General features: G+C 49.5%; 21 protein-coding genes. 13 read left to right on the forward strand and 8 right to left on the reverse strand.

The genetic code is table 11. The features are described 5' to 3' along the window. The first annotated feature begins 1 nt into the window (after position 1). The 7 genes from thiE to L2713_RS18765 all read left to right on the forward strand — a co-directional run bounded on the left by thiE (position 2) and on the right by L2713_RS18765 (position 7,322). On the forward strand, positions 2-1,699 hold the full coding sequence (gene thiE / locus L2713_RS18735; protein ID WP_248968930.1) for a thiamine phosphate synthase: 1,698 nt from the start codon (positions 2-4) through the stop codon (positions 1,697-1,699). After that, a complete protein-coding gene (locus L2713_RS18740; protein ID WP_248968931.1) occupies positions 1,696-2,712 on the forward strand; it encodes a HesA/MoeB/ThiF family protein in 1,017 nt (338 codons plus the stop codon). The genes thiE and L2713_RS18740 overlap by 4 nt, the downstream gene beginning before the upstream one ends. Further along, the gene (gene thiS, locus L2713_RS18745; RefSeq protein ID WP_011622655.1) at positions 2,709-2,912 is read left to right on the forward strand and encodes a sulfur carrier protein ThiS; all 204 of its coding nucleotides are present in this window, start codon (positions 2,709-2,711) and stop codon (positions 2,910-2,912) included. The genes L2713_RS18740 and thiS overlap by 4 nt, the downstream gene beginning before the upstream one ends. A gap of 1 nt (position 2,913) precedes the next feature. Beyond that, positions 2,914-3,678 (forward strand): thiazole synthase, encoded by a 765-nt coding sequence (locus L2713_RS18750; protein ID WP_089067858.1) that lies wholly within the window; start codon positions 2,914-2,916, stop codon positions 3,676-3,678. Next, the gene (gene thiH, locus L2713_RS18755; RefSeq protein WP_011622657.1) at positions 3,675-4,790 is read left to right on the forward strand and encodes a 2-iminoacetate synthase ThiH; all 1,116 of its coding nucleotides are present in this window, start codon (positions 3,675-3,677) and stop codon (positions 4,788-4,790) included. The genes L2713_RS18750 and thiH overlap by 4 nt, the downstream gene beginning before the upstream one ends. Before the next feature lie 124 nt (positions 4,791-4,914). After that, positions 4,915-5,178 carry a chemotaxis protein gene (locus tag L2713_RS18760; protein ID WP_086903466.1) on the forward strand — a complete coding sequence of 88 codons (264 nt, stop codon included), beginning with the start codon at positions 4,915-4,917 and terminating at the stop codon, positions 5,176-5,178. 2 nt (positions 5,179-5,180) lie between these two features. Further along, a complete protein-coding gene (locus tag L2713_RS18765) occupies positions 5,181-7,322 on the forward strand; it encodes a putative metalloprotease CJM1_0395 family protein (protein WP_248968932.1) in 2,142 nt (713 codons plus the stop codon). A gap of 178 nt (positions 7,323-7,500) precedes the next feature. Here the strand turns inward: L2713_RS18765 and L2713_RS18770 are convergent, their stop codons facing one another. From L2713_RS18770 to cmoA, 8 genes are all read right to left on the reverse strand, one after another. Beyond that, entirely contained in the window at positions 7,501-8,403 is a 903-nt protein-coding gene (locus L2713_RS18770; protein ID WP_011716942.1) for a LysR family transcriptional regulator, read from the reverse strand. Positions 8,404-8,577: 174 nt separating this feature from the next. Then, positions 8,578-9,777, reverse strand: coding sequence for a DUF3541 domain-containing protein (locus L2713_RS18775; RefSeq protein WP_248968933.1), 1,200 nt, complete (start codon positions 9,775-9,777; stop codon positions 8,578-8,580). After that, positions 9,704-11,611, reverse strand: a complete 1,908-nt coding sequence (locus L2713_RS18780) for a M3 family metallopeptidase (RefSeq protein ID WP_248968934.1) — start codon at positions 11,609-11,611, stop codon at positions 9,704-9,706. Before L2713_RS18780 ends, L2713_RS18775 begins: the two co-directional genes overlap by 74 nt. Then, the gene (locus tag L2713_RS18785) at positions 11,586-12,530 is read right to left on the reverse strand and encodes an alpha-L-glutamate ligase-like protein (protein ID WP_248968935.1); all 945 of its coding nucleotides are present in this window, start codon (positions 12,528-12,530) and stop codon (positions 11,586-11,588) included. The genes L2713_RS18780 and L2713_RS18785 overlap by 26 nt, the downstream gene beginning before the upstream one ends. Next, positions 12,530-14,038 (reverse strand): UUP1 family membrane protein, encoded by a 1,509-nt coding sequence (locus L2713_RS18790; protein WP_248968936.1) that lies wholly within the window; start codon positions 14,036-14,038, stop codon positions 12,530-12,532. The genes L2713_RS18785 and L2713_RS18790 overlap by 1 nt, the downstream gene beginning before the upstream one ends. A 172-nt stretch (positions 14,039-14,210) precedes the next feature. After that, entirely contained in the window at positions 14,211-15,038 is an 828-nt protein-coding gene (locus L2713_RS18795) for an ATP-dependent zinc protease family protein (RefSeq protein ID WP_248968937.1), read from the reverse strand. Between the two features lie 83 nt (positions 15,039-15,121). After that, the gene (cmoB, locus tag L2713_RS18800) at positions 15,122-16,114 is read right to left on the reverse strand and encodes a tRNA 5-methoxyuridine(34)/uridine 5-oxyacetic acid(34) synthase CmoB (RefSeq protein WP_248968938.1); all 993 of its coding nucleotides are present in this window, start codon (positions 16,112-16,114) and stop codon (positions 15,122-15,124) included. Beyond that, entirely contained in the window at positions 16,111-16,842 is a 732-nt protein-coding gene (gene cmoA / locus L2713_RS18805) for a carboxy-S-adenosyl-L-methionine synthase CmoA (protein ID WP_011622667.1), read from the reverse strand. The genes cmoB and cmoA overlap by 4 nt, the downstream gene beginning before the upstream one ends. A 148-nt stretch (positions 16,843-16,990) precedes the next feature. On the opposite strand from cmoA, the gene L2713_RS18810 reads away from it, so the two are divergent. From L2713_RS18810 to ruvB, 6 genes are all read left to right on the forward strand, one after another. Next, positions 16,991-19,804, forward strand: a complete 2,814-nt coding sequence (locus L2713_RS18810; RefSeq protein WP_248968939.1) for a diguanylate cyclase domain-containing protein — start codon at positions 16,991-16,993, stop codon at positions 19,802-19,804. Positions 19,805-19,988: 184 nt separating this feature from the next. Beyond that, on the forward strand, positions 19,989-21,764 hold the full coding sequence (aspS, locus tag L2713_RS18815) for an aspartate--tRNA ligase (protein WP_011716950.1): 1,776 nt from the start codon (positions 19,989-19,991) through the stop codon (positions 21,762-21,764). A 211-nt stretch (positions 21,765-21,975) separates the two neighbouring features. Then, positions 21,976-22,722, forward strand: a complete 747-nt coding sequence (locus L2713_RS18820) for a YebC/PmpR family DNA-binding transcriptional regulator (protein WP_011622670.1) — start codon at positions 21,976-21,978, stop codon at positions 22,720-22,722. A 273-nt stretch (positions 22,723-22,995) separates the two neighbouring features. Further along, a complete protein-coding gene (gene ruvC, locus L2713_RS18825) occupies positions 22,996-23,517 on the forward strand; it encodes a crossover junction endodeoxyribonuclease RuvC (RefSeq protein WP_011622671.1) in 522 nt (173 codons plus the stop codon). After that, entirely contained in the window at positions 23,514-24,131 is a 618-nt protein-coding gene (gene ruvA / locus L2713_RS18830) for a Holliday junction branch migration protein RuvA (RefSeq protein WP_011626232.1), read from the forward strand. The genes ruvC and ruvA overlap by 4 nt, the downstream gene beginning before the upstream one ends. 120 nt (positions 24,132-24,251) lie before the next feature. Further along, positions 24,252-25,256 (forward strand): Holliday junction branch migration DNA helicase RuvB, encoded by a 1,005-nt coding sequence (gene ruvB / locus L2713_RS18835; protein WP_011716952.1) that lies wholly within the window; start codon positions 24,252-24,254, stop codon positions 25,254-25,256. The last annotated feature ends 507 nt before the right edge of the window (positions 25,257-25,763 follow it).

Below are 25,763 nucleotides of genomic sequence, written 5' to 3' on the forward strand. Positions count from 1 at the left end.
AATGACCCCAGCTAAACATGTTAGCTACGTGGCGCCTAAACCTATCGTCTGGACCATTGCCGGTTCAGACAGCGGTGGCGGCGCGGGGATCCAAGCCGACTTAGCCACCATCAAGGATTTGGGCGGCCATGGATGCAGCGTGATCACCACGTTAACGGCCCAAAGTTCGGTGACGGTGGCGTTAGTTGAGCCTGTGAGTGAGGCAATGTTACTCACACAGCTCTCGACCCTGTTAGCCGATCTACCGCCTCAGGCGATTAAGATTGGTTTACTCTCAAATCAGCAGCAAGTGCATTTAGTTGCCGACTGGTTGGCTGGTTTTAAAACCCAATTTCCACTCGTCCCCGTTATTCTCGACCCTGTAATGGTTGCAAGCTGTGGGGATGAGCTCGGCGATAAGAGCACGGCGAGCAAACCTCTGGATTTTACTCCTTTTAAGGGCTTGATTAGCCTGATAACGCCGAATGTGCAGGAGTTGGCAAGGCTAACTGCCGACACAGACAAACAAGCGTCAGCAATTCACACAAAAGCAGAATTCGCCGCTGCGGCAATGCAACTCTCAGCGCAATTAGCGTGCAGCGTATTAGCCAAGGGCGGCGATATTGATTTTGCGGCTAAGACAAGTGCTGGCATTAACACCAGTGATCTCTTAAGCGATCAAAAAAGCGATATCACAAGTCATCGCATCGCCGCAGATAATCAGCGTTTGGCGGAAGATCTGCTGATTTGTCATCAGGTTACTGGCTGCTCACCGCTCGATGCTAATGGCGGTTTTTGGCTCAGCAGTGCGCGGATAAACACGCGCCATAACCACGGCAGTGGCTGTACTTTGTCTTCGGCCATCGCCTCGGTGTTAGCCTTTGGCTTTGTATTGCAGGATGCGATTGTGGTAGCAAAAGCCTATGTCAATCAAGGCTTAACTTATGCGGAGGGGATTGGCCAAGGCCCTGGGCCACTCGCGCGTACCGCTTGGCCGCACAATTTAACGGCGTATCCTCACGTCACAGCTTATTCTCAAAACAGCTTGAGTGAATCCAGTGATTTGCAATGCGGCGCGTTTAAGCGCCTTGATCCAGACTTAGGGATTTATCCAGTAGTCGATAACTTACTGTTACTCGAACAGTTATTGGCGGCGGGCGTGAAGACGGTACAGCTCAGGATAAAGTCTAATGCGCTAAAGTCTAATGTGCTGGCGTCGGACGAACTTGAGGCAAAAATCCAAACCGCGATTGCCTTAGGTAAGCATTATGATGCGCAGCTTTTTATCAATGATCATTGGCAATTAGCGATAAAGCATGGCGCATTTGGGGTCCATCTTGGGCAAGAAGATCTGGCAGTGACGGATCTTCACGCCATTCATGCAGCAGGCTTGGCTCTTGGCATCTCTAGCCACGGTTATTTCGAGTTGCTGCGTGCCCATCAACATGCACCATCTTACATCGCCCTTGGGCATATCTTCCCAACGACCACCAAGCAAATGCCATCGGCGCCACAGGGGTTATGTAAACTCACTCATTATGTTGAGCTGTTAAATGCGCACTATCCCTTAGTGGCAATTGGCGGCATAGGACCTTCGAATCTTGCCCAAGTCAAAGCGACTGGGGTGAGCAATATTGCCGTTGTGCGGGCGATTACCGAAGTAAATGATCCAGTTATGGCCTATGCCGAATTGACGCGAGCATGGGAGTCAAGCTTATGAGCATGACACAAGAGCAGGCGCAATCCCTTGCCGATAAAGATTTTATTCGTTATTCGCGGCAAATATTTTTACCTGAGGTCGGCGAGGCTGGCCAGTTGCAGCTTAAGCAGGCCCATGTCCTTATCGTAGGCCTCGGCGGCCTCGGGCAATTGGCGGCGCAGTATTTGGCTTGTGCCGGTGTTGGGCGCTTAACGCTTGTCGACGGCGATAGGGTGGAATTGACCAATCTGCCAAGGCAGTTACTCTTTAGTGACGACGATATTGGCCATCACAAAGCCCTCATTGCTAAACAGAAATTAACCGTATTGGCGCAAGGTTGTGAGATTGATGCCTTTGCCGAGCATTTGACTCTCGAGTCTGCGAACACTGTATTTTCTGGTCTGTTAGCCCATGGCGATGAGATTAGGTTAGTGCTTGATTGTACCGATAATCTTGCGGCGCGCCATTGTGTCAATCGGCTGTGTATTGAGCATGCCTTACCTCTGGTGAGTGCCGCCATTGCTGCCTTCAACGGCCAACTGTTTGCAGTCGATCAACAGCGTTTCCCAATGGGCGGTTGTTATCACTGTGTTTTCCCCTCAAGTACTCGCGCGCCACAAAACTGCAGCAGCCAAGGTGTCCTCGGGCCCAGTGTCGGCGTGATGGCATCGATGCAGGCGCTTCTAGCCATGCAATTGTTGCTCCTAGCCACGCCGCCAACCTCTGCAACAAAGCAAACAGCCAATCAGACTTTTGAAGAGGAAAGTTATTTAATCGCCCCCACGAGAGCGCTACTTGGGCGATTTTGGCGCTTCGATGCCAAGTTGCTGCAATGGCATTCGGCCGCATTAACCCGTGATCCCGAGTGCGAGGTGTGCGGATTAAAACCGAGTTCATTAAAGCCGAATTCATTAACGCCGAGTGAATTCATGCAACGCCAATCAAGCGAGCACCTAGAAAATGCGAATGCTAACACCCAGCATTCGACCGCAACCGTTTCATTCAAATCTGTCCCTAATCGAGGTTTGTTATGATTTTAATTCATCTCAATAATGTGCCCCAAACACTGCAACAACCACTGAGTTTACAAGCCTTGTTAGAAGCACAAAATATTTGCCAACACTCGGTTGCCTTAGTGCTTAACGAGGCCGTTGTGCCAAAACATCGATGGTCATCTATCCAGTGCCAAAACGAGGATAAGATTGATGTATTTGCCGTTGTAGCTGGAGGTTAAGATGTTAACGATTGCAGGCGTGGAATTTGAGTCACGATTATTTACGGGCACAGGAAAATTCAGCTCAAGTCAGCTGATGCTGGAGTCAATTAAGGCGTCTCAGTCGCAGTTGGTGACGGTTGCGATGAAAAGAATTGATTTAAAAACAGGGGCTGATGATTTGCTATCGCCACTTAGGCAAGCGGGCGTGCGACTCTTGCCTAATACCTCGGGGGCGCGTAATGCTAAAGAAGCGATATTCGCCGCCGAATTAGCGCGGGAAATGCTGGGAACACAATGGGTTAAACTTGAAATTCATCCCGATCCTAAATACTTGATGCCCGATGCGGTCGAGACGTTAGCGGCGGCCAAAACCCTGTGTGAACGCGGGTTTATCGTGATGCCCTACGTGCATGCCGATCCTGTGCTGTGTCGCCGCTTAGAAGAGGTCGGCTGCGCCGCCGTGATGCCATTGGCAAGCCCAATTGGCACCAATCAGGGGTTGGTGACTGAGCCATTTATCAAGATGATTATTGAGCAGGCAAAAGTGCCTGTGGTGATTGATGCGGGGATCGGCGCGCCATCCCATGCGGCGCACGCGATGGAATTGGGAGCCGATGCCGTGCTGGTTAATACCGCCATTGCGAGCAGTGCTTCTCCCATTGAAATGGCGCTGTGCTTTAAGGATGCAGTAGATTGCGGGCGACGCGCCTTTGAAGCGGGGCTTGGCCGAGTGCAAACCCAGGCTGTACACACCAGCCCATTAACGGGATTCTTGCAGCAATGAGTTTTGTCGACCAATTTGCCCGCATTGAACGGGATAAGTTATTGCTGGCGTTATATTCCTGCACGGCAGCGGAGGTTGAGCGCGCCCTGATGCAACCCGAGGGTAATCTAGAGAGTTTACTCGCCTTGTTGTCTCCAGCAGCAGAGCCCTATATCGAAGAGATGGCGCAGCGCTCGGCGGCGCTCACTCGGCAACGCTTTGGGGCCAATATTGGACTCTATTTGCCGTTATATCTGTCAAATCTGTGTGCCAACGAGTGCGACTATTGCGGCTTTAGCATGAGCAATAAGTTAAAGCGTAAAGTGCTCAATGAGCAGGAAATTGCGGCCGAAATGGCGATTATTAAATCCCGTGGTTTTGACTCCATCTTACTGGTGTCGGGTGAGCATGAAACCAAAGTGGGGATAGATTACTTTAAGCGCGTGTTACCCATTGTAAAACAGCAGTTTAGTTATTTGGCTATGGAGGTTCAGCCGCTTGAAGAGATTGATTATCGCCAGCTTGTCGAGCTAGGGCTTGATGCTGTGATGGTGTATCAGGAAACCTATCAAGCGGCGACCTATGCTAAGCATCACACCCGAGGCAATAAGCAGGACTTTGCGTATCGGCTCGCAACGCCCGACCGCGTTGCCAGCGCAGGTGTCGATAAGATTGGCCTAGGCGTGTTATTGGGTTTGGATGACTGGCGACTCGATGCCTTACTGATGGGGCATCATTTGGACTATTTAGAACGGCATTATTGGCGGACTCGCTTTAGTATTTCGTTACCTCGTTTGCGGCCTTGTACCGGCGGCATAACACCAAAAGTGCATTTAACCGATCTTGGACTGGTACAATTGATCTGTGCCTTCAGGCTTTTTAATCAGCAACTTGATATCAGTTTATCGACACGCGAGGCGCCATCACTTCGGGATAATTTACTGCCACTTGGGATAACACAAATGAGTGCGGGGAGTTCAACGCAACCTGGTGGTTATCAGGCGCCAGAGAGCCAATTAGATCAGTTTGAGATAAGCGATGAACGTACCGTTGAGCAAGTCATGACTCAGATGCGCCTTCGGGGATTTAATCCGGTTTTTAAGGATTGGGAATCGGCTTGGATTGCGGGTTAAATGGCGTGCGAATATCCTGCAGAAATGCGCTCGAAAATGCCGCTAGAAGGGGCGATAAATCTGTACTTCGCACTAGAGTTGGTTAATAATTAATCCAATCATCACCAGATGCAGGAATACTCCTATGCAAATCCAATCTGCTTATGCTTCCGGTCTGCAAGGCTTGCAAACGGCTCAATCAGGGCTCACGCAGGCAACGATTGATGTGGCCAAACCCAGCCCATCGCAAAGTGCTGCGCCGACAGAAACCGCTAAGGCGGTAGATGAGCCCGATAAAACTTCGGCGTTACTGGCGGCGAATGAATCATTGCGACAAGGTGAGGCATCGACCGAGGTACTCCAGCGAGAGTCAGAAACCATAGGTTCGATAATTAACATCAAGGTATAGTTATGTCGGTTATGGCGCTGTCAGCACAAATTGGCGCGCCATCCACTTCGTTTTTGGGCGCGGATAAGTCTATTGAGCCAGCAAAAGGCGTAAAACCTCAAGGCGGTCAGACTTATCAAGGGGGAAATGGTCAGGCGGTCGCAACGTTCTCCGCTTCAACCCTTAACCTAAATGCGCCAAAACTCGAAGCGAGTGGGGCACTTGCACCATCACTAAGCAGCCTCGGGGCTGTGATGGACCAAGCTATGCCAATCAGTACGACACTGCCCGCTTCATTGACGGATGTCAAACCTGCTAGTCCTCCGATTTCATCTCATGTTGATACTGGATCTGTTCAGAAGGCTTTCACCGCACTCGGTGGAAATGCCAAGGCACAACTCCATTCTAACGAGACTGTTTCGACTCCGTTAAATACAAGCTTAGATGCTTCAACTAGCTTTAGCTTACTCACAGGCCCTCGCTCCATTAGCGGAATGAGGGAAGGGCAAATTGCAGCTATAGCCACACAGCCATCAGTTTCAACCTTAGGGGCATCGGATGTAGGTTTTAGCGCCCCAAGTGGTGCTGTTACGCCTTTTTCTCCTCCGGCCCCAAGCCTTGCGGCCACAATTGCCACGACTGGCAGTAATGTTGGCTCCGAAAGTGTGGGGGGCGCCAATATTTTCTCTACATCGACAGCGGTCGCTACGAATATTGGCTCAACCGGGTCAAATAGCATTAATCCAAATGCCTCAAGTGCAGTGGTGACTCCTTTTGCGACTGAATTTGCTGGTGCAGATGCGACAGGCAAAGCGTCACATTCCAGCGCTTCAGCTTTTGCCAATTCAAATGCGCTTCCTGATAGCAATCATTCCAGCGGTTTAAGCGAGCAGTTGAGCCGTGTCTTTAGTGAACCCTCGGGTGAAAGTGGCCAAGTCGGTACTGGAATTACCCCAAATGCTCAAACGCAACAACAGCAGACTCAAACAGAACAAATTCAAGCTAAAGATGCGCGAGATGAACAAGCCAAGCAGGCAAGGGCACAGGCGGTACAAGAGCAGGAGCAAAAGCAGCAAGCGTTAGCCGAGGTTTTTGCCAAAGCAGAGCAAACTAAACAAGCTCAGCAGACACAGGATGAGCAAACTCGTCAGCAAGACGTAGCGAAGGAGGCGCAAGAAAAGGCAATTGAGCAGCAAAAAGCCCAAGTGGACGCATTAAAATCAAGGGACACAGAAGTCAAAGCCCATGAACATGCCCATGCGAGTGTGGGCGGTCAATATGCTCAAAGCCCCAGTTTCAAGTATGAAAAAGGTGCCGATGGTCAGCGATATGCGACTGACGGTGAGGTGCAAATCGATGTGTCGATAGTACCTGGCGATCCTCTGGCGACCATCAATAAGATGAAGCAGGTCTATGCAGCGGCGATGGCACCCGTTGATCCTTCTTCGGCGGATATTCGTGTTGCCGCAGAGGCGCTGCAGAAAATGAATGAGGCCAAGGCGAAACTTGCAGAGGAACGTCAGCAGCAGATAGTTGATCAACCGACAACGGAAACGCTGATTGGCGCCGAGGCACAGATTGAAGGTTTACCACCGCTTAAGGAGCGGCAAATTCAAGTCACAGGCAAGATTGATGCTAATGGTAATATCGGAGCGCCCCAAGAGGAACCATCGGCACCTGTAACAGATGTGATTGATAAGATTAAACAAGCCATTGCGGCGCAGGTCGCATCGAGTAAAACCTCAGATGCAGCAAATACCTCTGAAGTTGATAAGACAGATACCATCGAGCCGCCAACGGCGACCTTAGCGTTCGGCGCCGTATCAAATAAGGATGAAGCGCCAGAGGTTGCTATGCAGCGGTTGGCGTCGTCTCGCGACAACAAGGGTACATCGAGTCACACAACAAACGGCAGTAATGCGGTGCGTTTTTATGGCTCGGTCGCCGTGGCAACGCTGGCGAGTAAGGGAAACAGTGAAGTTAATCAATCAGGTTCGGATGATGTTTCACTTGAGCGGATAAGTGATTCGTCTAGCTACGAGCAAGGTAGTATTATGTCCAATGGATTGGCGCTCGAGTCCTCAAGCGGTCAAAATACACGCGGCCTGTTCAATCCTCAAACCTTAGCACTGCATCGTCCACGCTTCTTAGATGTGAATGTCTAGCCTCTCATTTTCGAAATGCCCGCAAATTTTAACTAACTAGCGTTTGCCTATTAAGACCAATCGCTTAAGCCATGTTCTGCATGACAAGTTCAGTCGCCATTAAAAGGATAAACCCACAATGATTCCCTGCTAGCCTGGTGCTCGTTTTGCCGCACACGGTGGAAGAGTGTGAGAGTGGTTAATCGCTTGTACTCACACCATGATGTTTGAGGAGATAAGAGGCCAGCAGTTTTGAAGCTGGGCCCTGTTGGTCACGATTTGGGATCACTAGGCTTAGCATAATCCGCCGTTTCTGACTGCCTTGGAGGTGTAAGCGCACTAGTTTACCTGCGGCTAATTCCTCTTGGATAAGGAAAGATGGGATCCAGCAGAAACCAATGCCCTGATTTAAAATGACTTTCGCCTCATGGAAGTTCGATACTGTCCAGCGCTGCTCGGCCTTCAACCAACCGATATCAACATTGGGTTGCAGGCCCGTGTCTTTGATCACCAGTTGCAGGTGCTGCGCTAGTAGCTTGTCATCGTCTAAGGTGCCCATTTCAGCCAAGGGGTGGCTCGGGTGGCAAACCAGATGCAGCTCCTGTTCACACAGGGGCTCGGATAAATAGCCCTTCGGTGGAATTCCGGCGCAAATTGCAATATCGACCTTATTTTGAAGGATTAATTCTTGAGTACCTGTGATGACTGAGTCCAACATAATGATCCGAGTGCCGCGGCTATGGGGCAAAAAGTCACTTAGTGCGCACACTAGACTTTCCATCGGATAGACGATTTCGCGAGCAATGGTAAGTGTGGGCTCCCAACCTTGCTCAAGGTTGCTAGCGAGTTGTTCTAACTCATTGACCGCTTGGGTCACATGGCGCGAACGGCGCAATAATACTTCGCCCTGTGGTGTCAGGTAAGCTTTGCGGCCTCGAACTTCGAGTAGTTCTATACCGAGCTGGTGTTGTAACTTAGCCACCGCATGATTGAGTGAGGATTGGCTCTTATTGAGCTTTTCTGCCGCCTGCGCGTAGCCGCCATAGTCGACGACAGCCTGTAAAATACGCCATTGCTCAAGGGTGGATTTCGCGCGAGTCATGGTTGTCCTCATGTCGAAAACGACAGGTTTCTAAAAAAGCGATAGATTGAGGCTTATAGTGGCGAGCTATGATCGTTTTTTCAATACTATTATCCTGTTAATTGAAAAAGAGGTTATCGCGTTGCAATGCTGCGGCGTGACAACCTCTTATCAGTACGAACTATGGGTAATGGATTAATCGATAACCTTAGGAGTGACGCCCATAGGTAAATACTTTTTCGTCGCGTTAAGTTCGTTAAGATAGGGGCCGGGATAGAGCGTTTCTGGCCAATTAAGCAACATTATCGCAAGCACATTGCGATGCTCGCCAAGGGCTAAGTCAGGATTGCCCTTGGGTGAGGGGATAATTTGACTATCAGGGTCGAACGAATTGGCAATATAAGTCCGAGTTTGAGCCACGACAGTATGGTCTGTCTTGCCCGCTAGCAGAAAACTAATGCCGACTTCGGCAATAATATCGTCAGTCGCATCCTGTAAAATTCGCTCAATGTTGGCGTCAAAGTAGTCCAAAATCCATGCAAACTCAGTGGCATCCACCCGATGCTGATAATATTCACTCGCGGCAAAGATAAAATGCGTCATGCCGTAGAGCTTATTACGAAACTGTGCTTTGCTGAGTGTGGCATCCTGCGAATCAGGATAAACCCGAGTAAACGCTGTTTTATAGTCCTCTAGATAATCTCCTACACCCAATTGTTTGGCCCAATACACATAGTTAATTAGCTGCGCCGCCCAGGCTTTTATCATCGCGGGATCGGTCAAACCTTGTCGTAAGTCGGCCTTTTTAAGGGCTTGGATCATCTGGCTATGGCAAGGACCTGTAAAGCCTAACTCATCGATTCGACTGGCAAATCGCAATAGCACATCGGAGTAAAATAAAAACTCAGGAAAGGGTGCGAGTGCTTTTTTACGGGCCTTGGCTCTGGGACCATTGCCCAGTTCGGCGATGGCGTTCTGTGAGGCTTGGCGAACAAACTCAGGGTTATCCATTTGGCAGGCATAAAACGCTTGAGCTTCGGTTACCGCATAAAGATCGACTAACGCCGCGTTAGCATATTGCTCATCGCCCGTCAGGCGATAGAGGCGGATCCCATAATGGCCCTGCACCCGAGGCGGGAGTGTATAGAGATGGGTTTCAAGGTTCTGTTGAATAAGCTGCGCAACGTCGCTTTGGCTTAATTCGGTTTTATCTGCGACGTTTGACTTGAGTACCTTTTGTGAGTACTCAAGCCCAGCGTGACTTAGGGGGGAGCTTTGCGTGTTGGCGAAAGCACTTTGTGCGGTAAAGAAGGCTAAACCGCTAAAAAGCGCAATGGGTAGTGTGAGTTTGTGTTTCGGTTGTGGTGTATGGGTGATTTTCAGATCCTGAGACATGGATAATCCTTTGGATAAGCGCAGCGGCATCCACGGGTTCGCCAAGTATGACGCGCAGTTGCTCGCTCAAGGTGAGTGCGGTCTCATTGACCACGAGGAGATTAAAAAGCCCAAGTTTATCTTGGCAGTCTTGGGTGGATTGATGGACAAGCGTTGCGAGTTTGGCTTGCCACAGGGATTGATAATAACGCGGGCCTTCGTTGGCGATAGCATTGAAACTGTATGGGTAATCAATCGCTTGTGTCCAGTTCGCCCCAAAGCTTTTGCTAAACTCCGCAGGCAGATCCGGATAGCTTTGCTGGTTTAAGGACTGGTAAAAGTTAAGTGCCACCTTAGCGCGAAAGACTTTAAGCTGCGTCGCATAGGCGCTTGCGAGCGTTTCCCTCGGCTGAATATATTGAGTATCAAATTGGGGAAATAGCGCTTGGCGTAACGCCTTAGCGAGCCAAAAACTCGGTAATTGAGTGGTATCGAGCGTCGGGCCTAAGGTGTTATTAAGGTAAAAATGACTGCCGCGCGCTAGTGAGGTCATTGCATCGGCGAGGGCTTGGGTAAAGCGTTCGATATCTTTGAAATTATTGAGTGTCGCGGGGAGCTCAAGCGCCTGTTGACCAAATTGCTGTCCAATCACATTTTGCCTGAGGGTGTGTTGACTGGCATTCCTAGGTTTATTCACTTTATCTTGAGCGCCGATAGCCAGATACACTTCTCCCAATAATCTATCCATATGGTAAACGCGGAGGATTTGTTGCTGCGCTTGTGCTAGTGCCGTTTGAGAAAGTGTTGTTTGAGTAGCTGTCGAGTCTAGATGCTCGCCAATCACCTCAAAACGTAAACCATATTCGCTTAAGCTTGTTAAGGCGTTGTCGAGCAGCTCTCGGGTATTGAGAGCGGTGGTTTGCGCACTGGGTAATTGCGATAAGGTACGGCCAAGATCCCAAGGGGCAACTTGAATCGCTTCGGTTTGGCTATCGAGAAAGGCTTTAACTAATTCCGGGGTATTGAGTTGCTGATCGCTGAGGCTGTAACTGGCGTAATCGCTAAAACCTGCGTCATTGGCAATGCGTTGGCGTAGCTCGGCAATACGGTGTAAGGCGACTTGATTATGTTCCCTGGCTCGACCTTGATAGGCTTGCCACAGGGTTTGCCGACATTCGGCATTGGATTGCTTTAACAGGTAATTGGCGATAGTCCCTGAGAAAGTGCCCGAATTTGCCGTTTCTTCCTCGTTATTGGCTGTATTAACCTCCGCTACTTCATCCGTGAGCTGGCAGTTAGCCGCTTGAATATCCAGTTGGAATTGCTGGTTACCTAAACCTTGGCGAATGCTGGCCTGCGCCGTGTGCAGCTTGGCTTTATCCATAATGGATAAATGTTGACGCAATAACGCCGTTAATTGCTCGCCGAGTAAGGCCTGTTCTTGACTTGCTGCAGCATGATTTATCGATGCTGTTTGCGTCAGCTCAAACGCCAGTTGGCTAAATGCTGCTTGGTTTAGCAAATCGCTCAGAGTATCGGCCAAGCGCAACTGACACTGCAGTAAACCTTGGCGCTCATCCCCCGACAACGGCAAACCTCGGTAGTAGGTGAGTCTGTCGTTGACATTATTCAGCCCAATGGTTTGCTGCTCTAACACTAGGGCTTTATCCGCCAATGTTAAGCTTGGGAGCTGGTGGGTGCTGGCGTAACTGGCGAAGGCGCCTGCCAAATCGATATTGGGTTGGCGCAAACACTGCTCTACCAGCAGCGGCACAGGACTTGGCGCAGCATAGGCTGCACCGAGGGAGGATAAACACCAGCCAAACAGGCTAGCCGTTAAAATGGATTTTTGCATAGGCTACACGTTCTGCAACTGTCATTGAATGGGATGACATGGCTTCGACATGCTTAAGTCTAGGCAAAATGCCTTTTCCATTTGCAATCTGGATCGCCAGTCCCGGGCGTGCATTGAGTTCCAATAACAGCGGGCCTTTAGTCTGATCAAGCACCATATCCGTGCCTAAGTAACCCATCTCACACATTTCATATGCGCTCGATGCGGTATGCAGCAAGCTTTCCCAGTGGGGGACGACGATATCGGTGAGCTTTTTGCCTGTGTCTGGATGAAACTCAATTGGAGCATCAAATTGCACAGCATGTAACCCTTTTCCCGTGGCAATGTCAACGCCCACACCTACGGCGCCTTGGTGCAAATTGGCCTTACCATCGGAGGCGGCGGTGGAGAGCCTGAGCATCCCCATTACCGGAAAACCTTTAAAGACAATCAAGCGGATATCTGGCACGCCTTCATGGCTGTAACCGTCAAACACGGGATCGAATTCAATCAGTCCCTCGACAATCGCCACATCGGGTTTGCCGCCAAGGGAGAATAAGCCGCTGAGGATATTGGACACGTGTCTATCCAATTCCGATGGGCTGACTTCGTGCCCGCTGGGTTTATAGTAACGGCCCTGTTCGATATGGGTGATCACTAAAATGCCTTTACCACCAGAGCCCTTGGCAGGTTTGATCACAAACCCTGTGCGGCCCTTAACGCGCTCGGGAATATGCACGATTTCGTGCTGCTCACGCACAACGGCGATTAAATCGGGCACGGCAATATCATTGGCCAGTGCCAACTGTTTAGTGAGCAGCTTATCGTCCACTCGTTTATAAAATTTACGCGGGTTATAGCGACCAATGTAATCGATATTGCGCTTATTCATATTGAGCACGCCGCGCGCGCGAAGCTCCCATGGCCAAGCAATATTCATTAGGCATCCCCCGCGAGTGGTTTAAAGCGTTTGAGTTCCAGTAGGCGATAACCTGTGTATTGGCCCATTAATAGCACTAAGGCCAAGATCACTAAGTGGATCCCAAGGAAGTTAAAGACCCAGTGTTGTACCCAACTTGCGCTCATGGCTAAGTAGGCGAGGGTGGCGACCATTAGGCTACCACCACCTTGCACTATCACTTCTTTCGGGCCTTCTTCTTCCCACAGGATAGACATACGTTCGATGGTCCACGCCAAAATAATCATCGGGAAGAAGGTAATCGTCAGTCCTTCGCTTAAACCAAACTTATAGGAGAGCAAGGTAAAGACCCCGATAATGCCTATCACGACGATGATCACCGCCGATATTCGCGAGATCAGCAACAGATTTAATTGGGATAAGTAGGAGCGGATCATCAAGCCGCAGGCCACGATCAGTAAGAAGCCAACTAAGCCCGTAACTAAACTGGTTTGAATAAAGGCGAGGGCGATAAGGACAGGCATAAAGGTGCCTGAGGTTTTCACCCCAATGATCACCCGTAAAAACACAACCATCAACACCCCGATAGGGATCAATAAAATGCCCTTGAATAGACTCTGTTCCTCTAGCGGTAATTGGTAGAGTGAAAAATCCAAGGCATTGTTATTCATCATCATATCGATTGATGTCGCTAATGCCGAGCGGGTGTCTTGCAACATCGAGAAATGCACCTGCGAGTTCACTCCGCCCATCACATCGAGCACGGAATGGCCCGAACGTTCCCACAGCAGTAAGTTCTCTGGTCGGCCTTGCTTGCCCTTAACCAAATCGAACAAGACCCAATCGCCGTTATGGAACACTTCCACAAAGGGCGACAGGGATTGACGGCGGCGCTGATCTTCAAGGTAGAGTCCACTGACTTCACGGGCGGGAATGCCCTTGGTTTGCAGCATATGCAAAAACACTTGCGTCGCGGTTTGGCTCGATAGCAACAGCTCCATATTTTGGCTGCGCTTAGTGGCCGTGATTGCATTCATCAATTGCTGTGCGAAGGACAAGTTCGATGCGCTGCGCGCCCAGGTTTCGTTAATTACTTGCTCTGCGGCGGTCTTCTCGGTCGCGGGCCAGAGGTAAGGCTCTGGTTGACTGGGGATATCGTCGCTGTGGATTTGGGTCACGCCCGTCGGCACTAGGGTCACTTTATAATAGAGATCTTGGCTGCCATAGGCCTCGCGAATCGACCAATTGGCACGGCGCGCGTCCTTATCATCACTCAGTGACAGCCCAAAGCCTGGGGAGCTGGCGTTCTCGACCAAGACTTCATAGGCGGGATCCTGTGGTAAAGAGAAGGACACTTCGGCTGCATCCCCTGTGCCATCGAAGCTTATCTTGGCGTCTACCGCCCAGCTTTGCACTTGCTCGCCGGGGAGAAAAGGCACTTGATGCTTAACGCCGCGATAGATGCTGGCACTTAAACCGACAATAAATAGTAATGCCACCAAAATGTAAAAAGGTTTACGTGAATGCATACGTGTTTCCCTTGTTGCGCCAATGGCCGAAAAGCGTGGGATTACCCCGGCATTAGCGGTTCGAACTCGTCGTCACGCGTTAGATTGCGCGTGGCGGGTATTAGCTACGTCAGGCTGCGTCAGATTGAGCGACGATGTCACAAGCTGGCAGACCAATAAGCTCAAGCGGTTATTATTTTTTGCCGCTGGAGACGATAGCTGACTCTGCTTTAGGTTGCTCAGGATCGGGTTGTTTGGGTGTGGCTTTGGGCTGTTTGGCTTTACCGTGCACATAGCGCTGGCCGACATCGACTACGGCGATATCTTTAATAAATTTACGGCCGAGCAATAAGGGATAGTCGAGGTGACTACGGTCGGTGAGGTTAAGATCTGTCTCTGCGGAATATTGGCCAATCTTAAGGTGCGCGTGGATCACGGGGCGGCGATCGTCCTTTTCATTCGCGTCCTGCTTGATCCGCACAAAACGCACGACCTTAGATTCGAAATTCGTCGCGGGCTGTTTTTCCCCTTGGGTAAACACATCGAAACGCACCCATTGGGCGCCATCACGCTCAAACAGGGTGATATTACGGGCATCGATGGAGGAGGACTCTGCGCCGGTATCAATGCGAGTGGCAAAACTGGCATTGAGTTCATCGATAAACACATTTTCGATTTCACCGAGTAAAAACTTATCCCCAAGGGCGGATTTGGGGCATTGGCTCGGCGCAGGCGTCACCACCGCGGCCTGCTTTTGCGCGGTGAGGTTTTTCGCCGCTTGATTTAAGTGATTGATTTGCAGACTTAGCTGCTCGACTTGGCTGTTGAGTGTCGCAAGCGAGGTTAAATCCGCAGGCTGGCATTGCTGATTAATCGCAGCCACTAACTGATCTTGCTGCTGATTAAGACGGGTATTAAAAGTATCAGTATCGAGTGGTGTGGGGGCGTGGGCGGTCGGTTCTGTCGCTGCGCATCCCATTAAGCTGCTGGCAACGGCGATAGCGATCAACTGCTTTAGCATAGTACTTCCTATTGGCGTTAAAACGGGTTTTATGCCTAGGGTTTACCTAGGCATAAGCGTATTAGGCCACTGGAGTTAACTCGTTAGGTCAAATCTTGATTGGGTTGATTTTTCACCGCAATAATCGTTGCGCGTTTCGGCGCGGGGTAACCCTCGATAGTCTTAGTGATATCGTTAGGGTCAAGATATTCAACCAGTGACTCATTCGGCATCCAATCGGTTCGGCGCTGTTCGGCTAGGGCGGTGACATCGGTGTCGACACAACGTATGTCTGTGAAATCACACTTCTTTAGCCAGAGCATTAGGGCCGCGACGGATGGAATAAACCATACATTATTCATTTTCCCATATCTATCTTGAGGGACGAGTACGGCGTTTTCATCACCATCTATTACTAAAGTCTCTAACACTAATTCTCCACCCATACGTAACTGATCACGTAATTGCAACAAGTGATCAATAGGCGAACGTCTATGATACAAGACGCCCATGGAGAAAACCGTATCGAATGCATCCAGTGGTGGCAGCTCTTCAATGCCTAGCGGCAATAAGTGCACCGGGTGATTTTGACCACTTAGGCGCTTAACGGCTTCAAATTGGCACAAAAACAGCGGTGAAGGGTCGATGCCCACCACGCGTTTAGCGCCCGCGCCAAGCATGCGCCACATGTGATAACCGCTGCCACAGCCGACATCGAGCACTGTGCGGTTTTGCAAAGGAGAAATATGCGGACTCACGCGATCCCACTTCCAATCGCTGCGCCATTCGGTATCGATATGAATGCCGTGGATATGGAAAGGGCCTTTGCGCCAAGGCATAAACAGGCGCAGTAGGTTCTCAAGCTTTTCCTTTTCGCCGGGCGTGAGTTGCTCGCCTGTGCCGACGGTGACACTGCTGACAAAATCAACCTGATCTGGGGCAGGATAGTGCAGCTTATTGAGCACTTTTTCCCACTTGGGTAAGTTGCCGTGTTTATGTTCTCTTTGCCATTTGCCGAGAATGGCTGGCAAAGTCTCGAGCCAATGCTGCAAATTGGAATCGGCAATTTGTTGGTAAAAGGAGCTGAAACTGATCACTTGATGGCCACCATGGAAGAGAAATTAAAACATTGGAACCACAAGCTAAAGTGGCTAAACCCTTGGCGAGTCAAACGTTGCTGGTGGAGCGTTAAGGTATCGGGCTTCATCACGTTTTCGAGCGCGCTGCGCTTTTGACTGATTTCGAGCTCGCTGTAGCCATTGGCGCGTTTAAAGTCTAAGTGCAGCTCTTCGAGCACACTTTGAATAGGCGCATCATCGAAGCGAATTTTTTCCGACAGCACTAACAGACCGCCGGGATTCAAACCGTGATAAATCTTCGCGATCAGCGCTTCTCTGTCCTCTGGCGGTAAAAATTGCAGGGTAAAGTTAAGCACGACTAAAGAAGCGTTTTCGATGTGAATATCACGAATATCGCCGCAGATCAGCTCAACCTCAGTATCACTCACATAGGCATTGAGGTTTTCTTGGCAGCGCGTCACCATGGATTCGCTATTGTCCACGGCGATAATGCGGCAATCGCGGCCCTGGATTTGACGGCGAATGCTTAAGGTGGCAGCACCTAAAGAGCAACCTAAATCATAGACTTGGGTATTAGGCTTGACGAAACGATCCGCAAAATCGCCAATAGTATTGATAATTTGCGTATAGCCAGGCACCGAGCGGCGGATCATGTCACTAAAGACACCCGCGACACGATTATCAAACTGGAAATCGCTAATGTGTTCGCTCGCTTGAGCGTAGATAGTATCTTGGGAAGCGTTCATCTGGGAATATCTCGAAAATTCAGCCATGCATTTTAACGAATCCCGTTGACTAGCAGCAAGTCTCAGCTAGTAATTTGCCCGAAATTTCTGTCTAATATGCATCAATAACAAAGTATTTACATTGTACATCAAGTACTAGGGACCCCAGTTGAAGTTAGTGCTCCAGCTTATCGTGATCCTGTGTTGCATACTCACCAGTAACGCAGTTAACGCCAGTCAAGGACAGACTGAGTCACTGATTGTGGTGATGGGGGAAGACAGCTTTCCCTATCAGTTTGTCGACAACGACGGTGAAGCCACGGGTTTATTAGTGGATCTGTGGAAGGAATGGGGCAAGCGTACCAATACACCATTAGTGTTTGTGGCTCGCCACTGGAATGAGTCATTGCAGCAGTTGCAGCAGGGCAAAGCCCAAGTGCATATCGGCATGGGGCAGACGCCCGAGCGTGAGCAGTTGTTTGATTTTGCGGAGCCTATCGCCGATGTCAGTACCTATCTTTACCTGCATAAATCCTTGCAGGGTAAAAAGTCCATTCAGGAACTTATTCCTTACCAAATCGGGATTGTGAGTGGCTCATCCCATGAGGCTGAGCTTCGCCGTATCGAGCCGAATTTAGTCTTCAAATATTATGAAAGCCGTGAAAAATTGCTGGCGGGTGTTGCAGCGGGCGAAACGGTCGTCTTTGCTGGACTCGATGGCTATCTGCGCGATCCTGCATCAAGCCAAGCAATTGCGGGCAGTTTTCCCATCAGTGCGCGTATTCCAATCAAGGCCATGCAGTTTGTCCCCGCGGTGATGAAAGGTAATCAAGCTTTAGTCGAGAAGATTAATCAGGGCTTTCATTCACTCGATGCACGTTTTGTGCAACAAACCGAGCGCCGCTGGTTAGGCTATCACGGGCAAAAGGCGGGTCTTGTGGTGGCGATGCAGCTAGGCGTTGAGCCCTTTGTCGATTTAGGCGTCGATGGCTTGCCCCATGGATTTTATGTGGATCTCTGGCAACTATGGTCGGCGAAGACCGGCATTAATGTGGATTTTATCTCGGGCGACATGAATGCCAGTGTCAATGATGTGCGTCAGGGTTTAGCCGATGCGCATATTGGTTACCCTGAAAGTGACGAATTGAAAACCGGCTTAACCCGCGCATGGCAACTCTACACGGTGAAGAGTCGGCTGTTTTTATATCAGCAACAACTGACAGATTTACAGAGTTTAAAAGGCAAACGTATCGGTGTTGTGCCGACAGCGCCATATTTAGTGGCGCTGCGTAAAGCGCTGCCCGATGTCACGCTGCGTTATTACGAAAATATGGACAGCATGGTAGCGGGTGCGCGCTCGGGCGAGATTGCAGGTTTTGTTGCCGCGGGGGCATGGACGTCTCACTATTTGCTGCAAAATAAGGCTTGGTCGGAATTTCATCAATACCCTGAGCTTGAGTTTCCGACCGATGTGTATGTACTGACCCGCAGTGACGATCCCGGCTTAACCCAGCGCATTGCTAATGGTTTTCGCAGTATTAGCATGCAGGAATTTGCCGAAGTAGAGCAGAAATGGATGCTAAATCCTAAGGATCGCATTTTTAACCAGAAGGGATTACACGGCGTTCAACTCTCAAGCAGTGAGCAAGATTACCTCTCGCAACTCGGTGAGCTTAAACTCGGTTACTTGAAACAGTGGCCGCCAATGGAGTTTAGCGATGAGCAAGGCCAGTTTGCGGGTATTAATAGCGATGTCAGCCAGCTGCTAGCCGAGCAACTGCGGATTAATATTCAACCCGTCGCCTTTGACGATTGGCACTCGCTGATTGGCGCCTTGCGTTCAGGCGAGATTGCACTGGCGGGCAGTATTGCTCAAACCGCCGAGCGCCAGCAATTTTTAACCTTTAGCGATCCCTACTGGCCATCGCCGTGGGGTTTAGTGTCGCAGCTTGAGCAAGTCTCGGTATTTAATCTGGCGCAATTGGCGGGACAAAGGGTTGCAGTGGTGGAGGGCTATCATCTGGTGGCGCAACTGATGGCATTGCAGCCCTCGCTCAAACTTGTGCTGGTGCCTGATACCCAGTCGGGACTCTCGGCAGTCAACGATGGCCATGCCGATGTGTTTATCGATAAGGTCGTGACGCTGGCCTCGGAGCTAAAAACGGGCCAATATCCGTTGCTGAAAATGTCACTCCTCAGTGACTTAGCCGATCAGCACAGCCACTTTGGACTTAACCCGCAGTATGCACCGTTGGTTCCCTTAATTAATCGCGTGTTGGCGCAAATCGATCAACATACGCAGCAACAAATCTATTCCCATTGGGTGAGCTTTTCTTTGACGACGGATAACAGCCAATATCTGCAATGGATCTGTTATTTATTGCTCGGGGCGTTAGTGTTATCTGGCGTGATGGTGGCGGTTTTAGTCGTTAATCGTCGTTTAAACCTTGAGATCACTCGCCGAATTGCCGCCGAAAAGCGTTTGCAGCATGTTGCTAGTCACGATGCCTTAACCCAGTTGCCTAATAGGGCACTGTTGGATGATAGATTGTCACAGGCCTTACTTGCCCATCGGCGGGATCATAGCCATTTCGCCTTGTTGTTTATCGATTTGGATGGCTTTAAACAAATTAACGATCAATATGGGCATCCTGTGGGGGATGCACTGCTTTTAAAAGTGGCGGGATTATTGACCAAAGCCATTCGCAATTCTGATACAGTGGCACGATTCGGTGGCGATGAGTTTGTGATCCTGCTAAATCGTGTGCAAGATCTCGATGCCGCGACCCAAGTTGCTGATAATATTCTGCACTCGTTATCGTCACCTTTTAGCATAGAAGGGGTGACTGTTGAGGTGGCTATCAGTATTGGCGTGGTCATTTATCCCCGCGATGGCGATACGGCCATCGAGTTAATGAAGAAAGCTGACCAACTGATGTATCAAGCCAAAACGGCGGGTGGCCGTTGCTACCGCCTAGCTTGATGGTTTTTTGAACGCTTATACGCAGATAGTGCGTTCGCCTCTAGTCAAGGGCGTAAAACTGTTTGATACTTCACCGCCTAAAAGTGAAGTACTTTGGTAATCGGCATTATTTGACTATAATGCCGCTTTTATCTCGTTTTGATTATTTCCAAAGCACCGGTTTCCGGATAAAGGATAGAGTTAGATGCGCAGTCATTATTGTGGAGACGTCAATAAGTCTCACGTTGGACAAGAAGTTACCTTGGTAGGTTGGGTTAATCGTAGCCGTGATTTGGGTGGCGTAGTCTTTTTAGATTTAAGAGACAGAGAAGGTCTGGTCCAAGTGGTTTACGATCCAGATTTACCTGAGGTGTTCAATGTGGCCAGTACGCTGCGCGCCGAGTTTTGTGTGCAGGTAAAAGGCGTGGTTCGTGCCCGTCCTGATAGCCAAGTCAACGCGCAAATGAAGACCGGCGAAATTGAAGTATTAGGTAAAGAACTGACGATCATCAACAGTTCTGAGCCGCTGCCGCTGAGCTTAGATAACTATCAAAACAACAGTGAAGAGCAGCGTCTAAAGTACCGTTATTTAGATTTACGTCGTCCAGAAATGGCGCAGCGCTTAATGTTCCGCGCGAAAGTGACCAGTGCAGTGCGTCGTTTCCTCGACTCAAACGGCTTCTTAGATATCGAAACGCCTATTCTGACCAAGGCGACGCCAGAAGGTGCCCGTGACTATTTAGTGCCAAGCCGCACCTACAAAGGTCAATTCTTCGCGCTGCCACAATCACCACAGCTGTTTAAACAGTTGCTGATGATGTCAGGCTTTGATCGTTACTATCAAATCGTAAAATGCTTCCGTGACGAAGACTTACGTGCTGACCGTCAGCCAGAATTTACTCAAATCGATATCGAAACCTCATTTATGACGTCTGAGCAGGTGATGGCTAAGACTGAAGAGATGATGCGTGGTCTGTTCCTTGAGATGCTGAACGTCGATTTAGGCGAATTCCCACGTATGACCTATAACGAAGCCATGCGTCGTTTCGGTTCAGATAAGCCAGATTTACGTAACCCATTAGAACTGGTTGACGTGGCTGACTTACTCAAAGAAGTGGAGTTTGCGGTATTCTCAGGCCCAGCTAATGACGAAGAAGGCCGTGTTGCGGCGCTGCGTATTCCAGGTGGTGCGAGCTTATCCCGTAAGCAAATCGATGATTACACTAAGTTCGTCGGTATTTACGGTGCTAAAGGTTTAGCGTGGATGAAGCTAAACGACCTGACTCAAGGGTTAGAAGGCATTCAATCACCTGTGCTTAAGTTCTTGAACGAAGGCATTGTGAACGAAATCATCAGCCGCACTGGCGCACAAACTGGCGATATCATCCTGTTTGGTGCCGATAACGCGACTGTGGTTGCTGAATCTATGGGCGCACTGCGTCTTAAAGCCGGTGAAGACTTTAATCTGCTCGAAGGTCAATGGCGTCCACTGTGGGTGGTTGACTTCCCAATGTTTGAGAAGATCAACGGCAGCTTCCACGCGGTTCACCATCCGTTTACTGCGCCACGCGGCGTGACACCACAAGAGCTGGAAGCCAATCCGGCTAACCGTGTGTCAGATGCCTACGACATGGTATTAAACGGCTGTGAATTAGGTGGTGGTTCAGTTCGTATCCACAACCAAGAGATGCAATCTGCGGTATTCCGTATCCTTGGCATTACCGATGAAGAAGCGAAAGAGAAATTCGGCTTCTTACTCGAAGCGCTGCGCTACGGTACGCCACCACATGCGGGTCTGGCATTCGGTTTAGACCGTATTATCATGCTGATGACGGGCGCAAGCTCAATCCGTGATGTGATGGCTTTCCCGAAAACCACCACAGCGGCGTGTCCGTTAACTAATGCCCCAGGTTTTGCTAACCCACAACAATTAGCTGAACTAGGTATTTCCGTGGTGAAAGCCGCGAAGACTGAAGACTAATCTTTAGTGATTATCGAGTACCGAGGCGCAAGCCTCGGTCTATTTTTACCCCGTCATTTCTTATCAATATCTGCGTTATCGACGTCACTGAATTTGCCGTCAATCTTTGTGTAAAGGAACATTGGTTATAGGAACCTCGCAAGAGGTACCGTCAAGGTTACCTTAGGCTATTGATAAGATGTGCAATGGCTATGTGTAGAGGAGAACTCCCATGGCAGGTCATAGTAAGTGGGCCAACATTAAACACCGCAAAGCAGCGCAAGATGCCAAACGCGGTAAACTCTTTACCAAATTTATCCGCGAGTTAACGGTTTCTGCCCGTGAAGGTGGCTCAGATCCCGATTCAAACCCGCGTCTGCGTATCGCAATCGATAAAGCGCTCGGCGGCAACATGACCCGTGACACCATTGAGCGCGCAATTAAACGTGGTGCCGGTGAGCTTGAAGGTCAGCAACTCGAAACCATAATTTACGAAGGCTATGGTCCGGGCGGCACCGCTGTGATGGTCGAGACCATGACAGATAACCGTAACCGTACCGTGAGCGGCGTGCGTAATGCCTTTAGTAAATCGGGTGGGAACTTAGGGACCGATGGTTCGGTTGCCTATTTGTTCACTAAGCGCGGCGTGTTGTCCTATGCGCCGGGCACAGATGAAGACGCCCTGATGGACGCGGCGCTAGAAGCAGGCGCCGAAGATGTGGTGAGTTACGATGATGGTGCAATTGACGTATTTACCGAACCGACCGAGTTTTATGGGGTGAAAGATGCCCTCGATGCGGCGGGATTTGTCAGTGATAACGCCGAAATTGCGATGATAGCCTCGACTAAAGCCGAGTTAGATGCCGAGACGGCGGAGAAGTTTATGCGTCTTATCGATACCCTCGAAGAGCACGATGATGTGCAAGAGGTGTATCATAATGCCGAAATCTCTGATGAGATTATGGAAAGTTTAGGGTAAACCCAAGCTGTCATTTGATTTTTATCTTAGTAGGTGGCCGGAGCTGAGCTCGCCAGAGCTTGGTTCTTGCATAGAGCGGTTCTTACATAGATCAGTTCTTACATATAGCAAGCGTTTAACACTGAGCTTTGAACCAGCGTTTAGACACCGCATCTTGCTTATAGGGTCACCTTAGATTTACCTTTGATTTATTGATGTTTTTTGCGCTGTTGCTCGGCTTACAACCGCCGTTATCTAGGTTGAATTAAGTCGAGCACAGGCATTAGGGATAGCATGGCGATTATTTTAGGGGTTGACCCAGGTTCTCGGATCACAGGTTACGGCGTTATCCAATGCCAAGGGCGGCAGCAACTTTATTTGGGCAGCGGCTGCATTCGCACCTCGGGTGAGGATTTACCATTAAGACTCAAGCAAATCTTTGATGGGATCAGCGAAATTATTCGCCAATATCAACCCGATGAATTTGCGATTGAGCGGGTGTTTCTCGCCAAGAATGCAGACTCGGCCTTGAAATTGGGCCAAGCCCGTGGTGCGGCCATCGTGGCTGCGACAGTGGCCAACTTACCCGTTGCCGAATACAGTGCCACCCAAATTAAGAATGCGGTGGTCGGAACGGGGCGAGCCAAGAAAGAACAGGTTCAACATATGATCCAGCAATTGCTTAAGCTGCCCGCGGCGCCACAGGCCGACGCTGCGGATGCGCTCGGCGTTGCGGTATGTCATTATCACACCAATCAAAGTTTGGTCGCCTTAAGCGGCCGAGCGACAACAAGAACATATGGACGGTACAGATGATAGGTCGTTTACGTGGCGTGTTAATTGAAAAGCAAGCGCCAGAGGTGTTGATTGATGTCAATGGCGTGGGGTACGAGTTACAGATGCCCCTCACCAGCTTCTATGAACTCCCCGAGGTCAATCAACCGACCACAGTGTATACCCATTTTGTGGTGCGTGAAGATGCCCAACTGCTTTACGGCTTTATCACTAAACAAGAGCGCTCACTGTTTCGTTTGCTTATCAAGGCCAACGGCGTGGGCCCTAAACTGGCGTTAACCATTCTTTCTGGCATGACTGCCAGCGAGTTTGTGGGCTGTGTCGAGCGCGATGATATAGTGACGCTGGTGAAATTACCCGGTGTCGGTAAAAAGACCGCCGAACGTTTATTGGTTGAGATGCGCGATAAATTGAAGAGCTTAATGGAGGCATCCGTAGGCTCTGAGCGTGAGTTCGTACTGCAATCTAACTATTCACCGGCTCCTACGGTCAACAGTGCCGAAGAGGATGCAATTTCAGCCTTGATCTCCCTCGGCTATAAACCACCACAGGCGAGTAAAGCCGTTTCTGCCGCCTATAAAGAAGGCATGGACAGTGAGACCTTGATTAAGGCCGCGTTAAAATCGATGCTCTAATGGCATGGTTTTCATTAAGGCTAGTGTTATATTGCGGTACGCGATTTTTGCAGCCAGTTAGGTTGCAACTGCACCAAAATAGCAAGTGCCGTATGTCGATGCGGTAACAGGAATAGGTAAATGATTGAAGCAGATAGACTGATCCAGCCGCAGCTGCAAGGTCAAGATGATGTTATCGACAGGGCCATGCGCCCTAAATTGCTCGATGAATATACTGGGCAGGATGATACGCGTGCCCAATTAAAAGTGTTTATTCAGGCGGCAAAGAATCGCGAAGAAGCCTTAGACCATATGCTGATCTACGGCCCGCCGGGGTTAGGTAAAACCACCTTAGCCATGATCGTGGCTAATGAAATGGGGGTGAATATCAAATCGACGTCGGGGCCTGTGCTTGAGAAAGCCGGGGACTTGGCGGCTCTGCTCACCAATCTTGAGGCGGGTGATGTGCTTTTTATCGATGAAATTCACCGCTTAAGTCCTGTCGTCGAAGAAATTCTTTATCCTGCGATGGAAGACTATCAGTTGGATATTATGATTGGTGAAGGGCCTGCTGCACGCTCAATAAAGTTGGATCTTCCGCCGTTCACCTTAGTGGGGGCGACCACGCGGGCAGGGGCGTTAACCTCTCCGCTAAGGGCGCGTTTTGGCATTCCACTTCGGCTCGAGTTTTATAATGTTAAAGATTTAAGCACTATTGTGACCCGTTCGGCGCAAGTGATGGGATTGGCGATTGATAGTGAAGGGGCCACCGAAATTGCCAAACGCTCACGGGGAACACCGAGGATCGCCAACCGTTTACTGCGCCGAGTGCGTGACTATGCGGAAGTGAAACACGACGGCGCTGTGACGCAAAAAGTTGCGGAGCAGGCGCTTGATTTGCTCGATGTCGATGGCGAAGGTTTCGATTATATGGATCGAAAACTGCTGCTTGCCATTATCGATAAGTTTATGGGAGGCCCTGTAGGGCTTGATAACCTCGCCGCAGCTATTGGTGAGGAGCGTGAAACCATTGAAGATGTATTGGAGCCTTTCCTTATCCAACAAGGCTTTATCCAAAGAACGCCACGCGGTCGCATTGCTACAACCAGAGCCTATCTGCATTTTGGCATGATAAAACCAGAGTAACATCCAAGAAGGATGACCTTGTTAACAAAAAGCGGCCTTGGCCGCTTTTTGTTTTTACCGATTTTATTATTGTCCTTTTTGTCACCAGATAATGTTGCCGTTAGAACGAACCACATCCAAATCATCAAGATGAATATTATTTAATGAATGGCGGTTTCACTTAATTGACTATGGCGCGGACTAGTCATTTGAGTGCTGTTTTTATTTAAGTTTATTCGGTTAAATAACAATCTTATTTTGGTTTATAAATAATATTTAATCTAATGAATTAACAAAAATAAAACAAATGTATTTATATGTTGAGTTGAAACAACTCGAAATGACATTTGTATTGTTTATAAAAACAGCATTCAGAGTAGTGTAGTTCAACGCTTTCTTATTCCGTAGATGCTGTTTATTTCCGCTTTTAAACCCTTATCTCATCCTAAAGCACCTCATATTTATGCTTGTTCTAAATTGGCGATGAATTGTTGCATTTGTGTGTATTGCACACTTGCGGTGCATAAA

The sequence above is a fragment of the Shewanella seohaensis genome (assembly GCF_023283775.1).
GTDB lineage: Bacteria > Pseudomonadota > Gammaproteobacteria > Enterobacterales > Shewanellaceae > Shewanella > Shewanella seohaensis.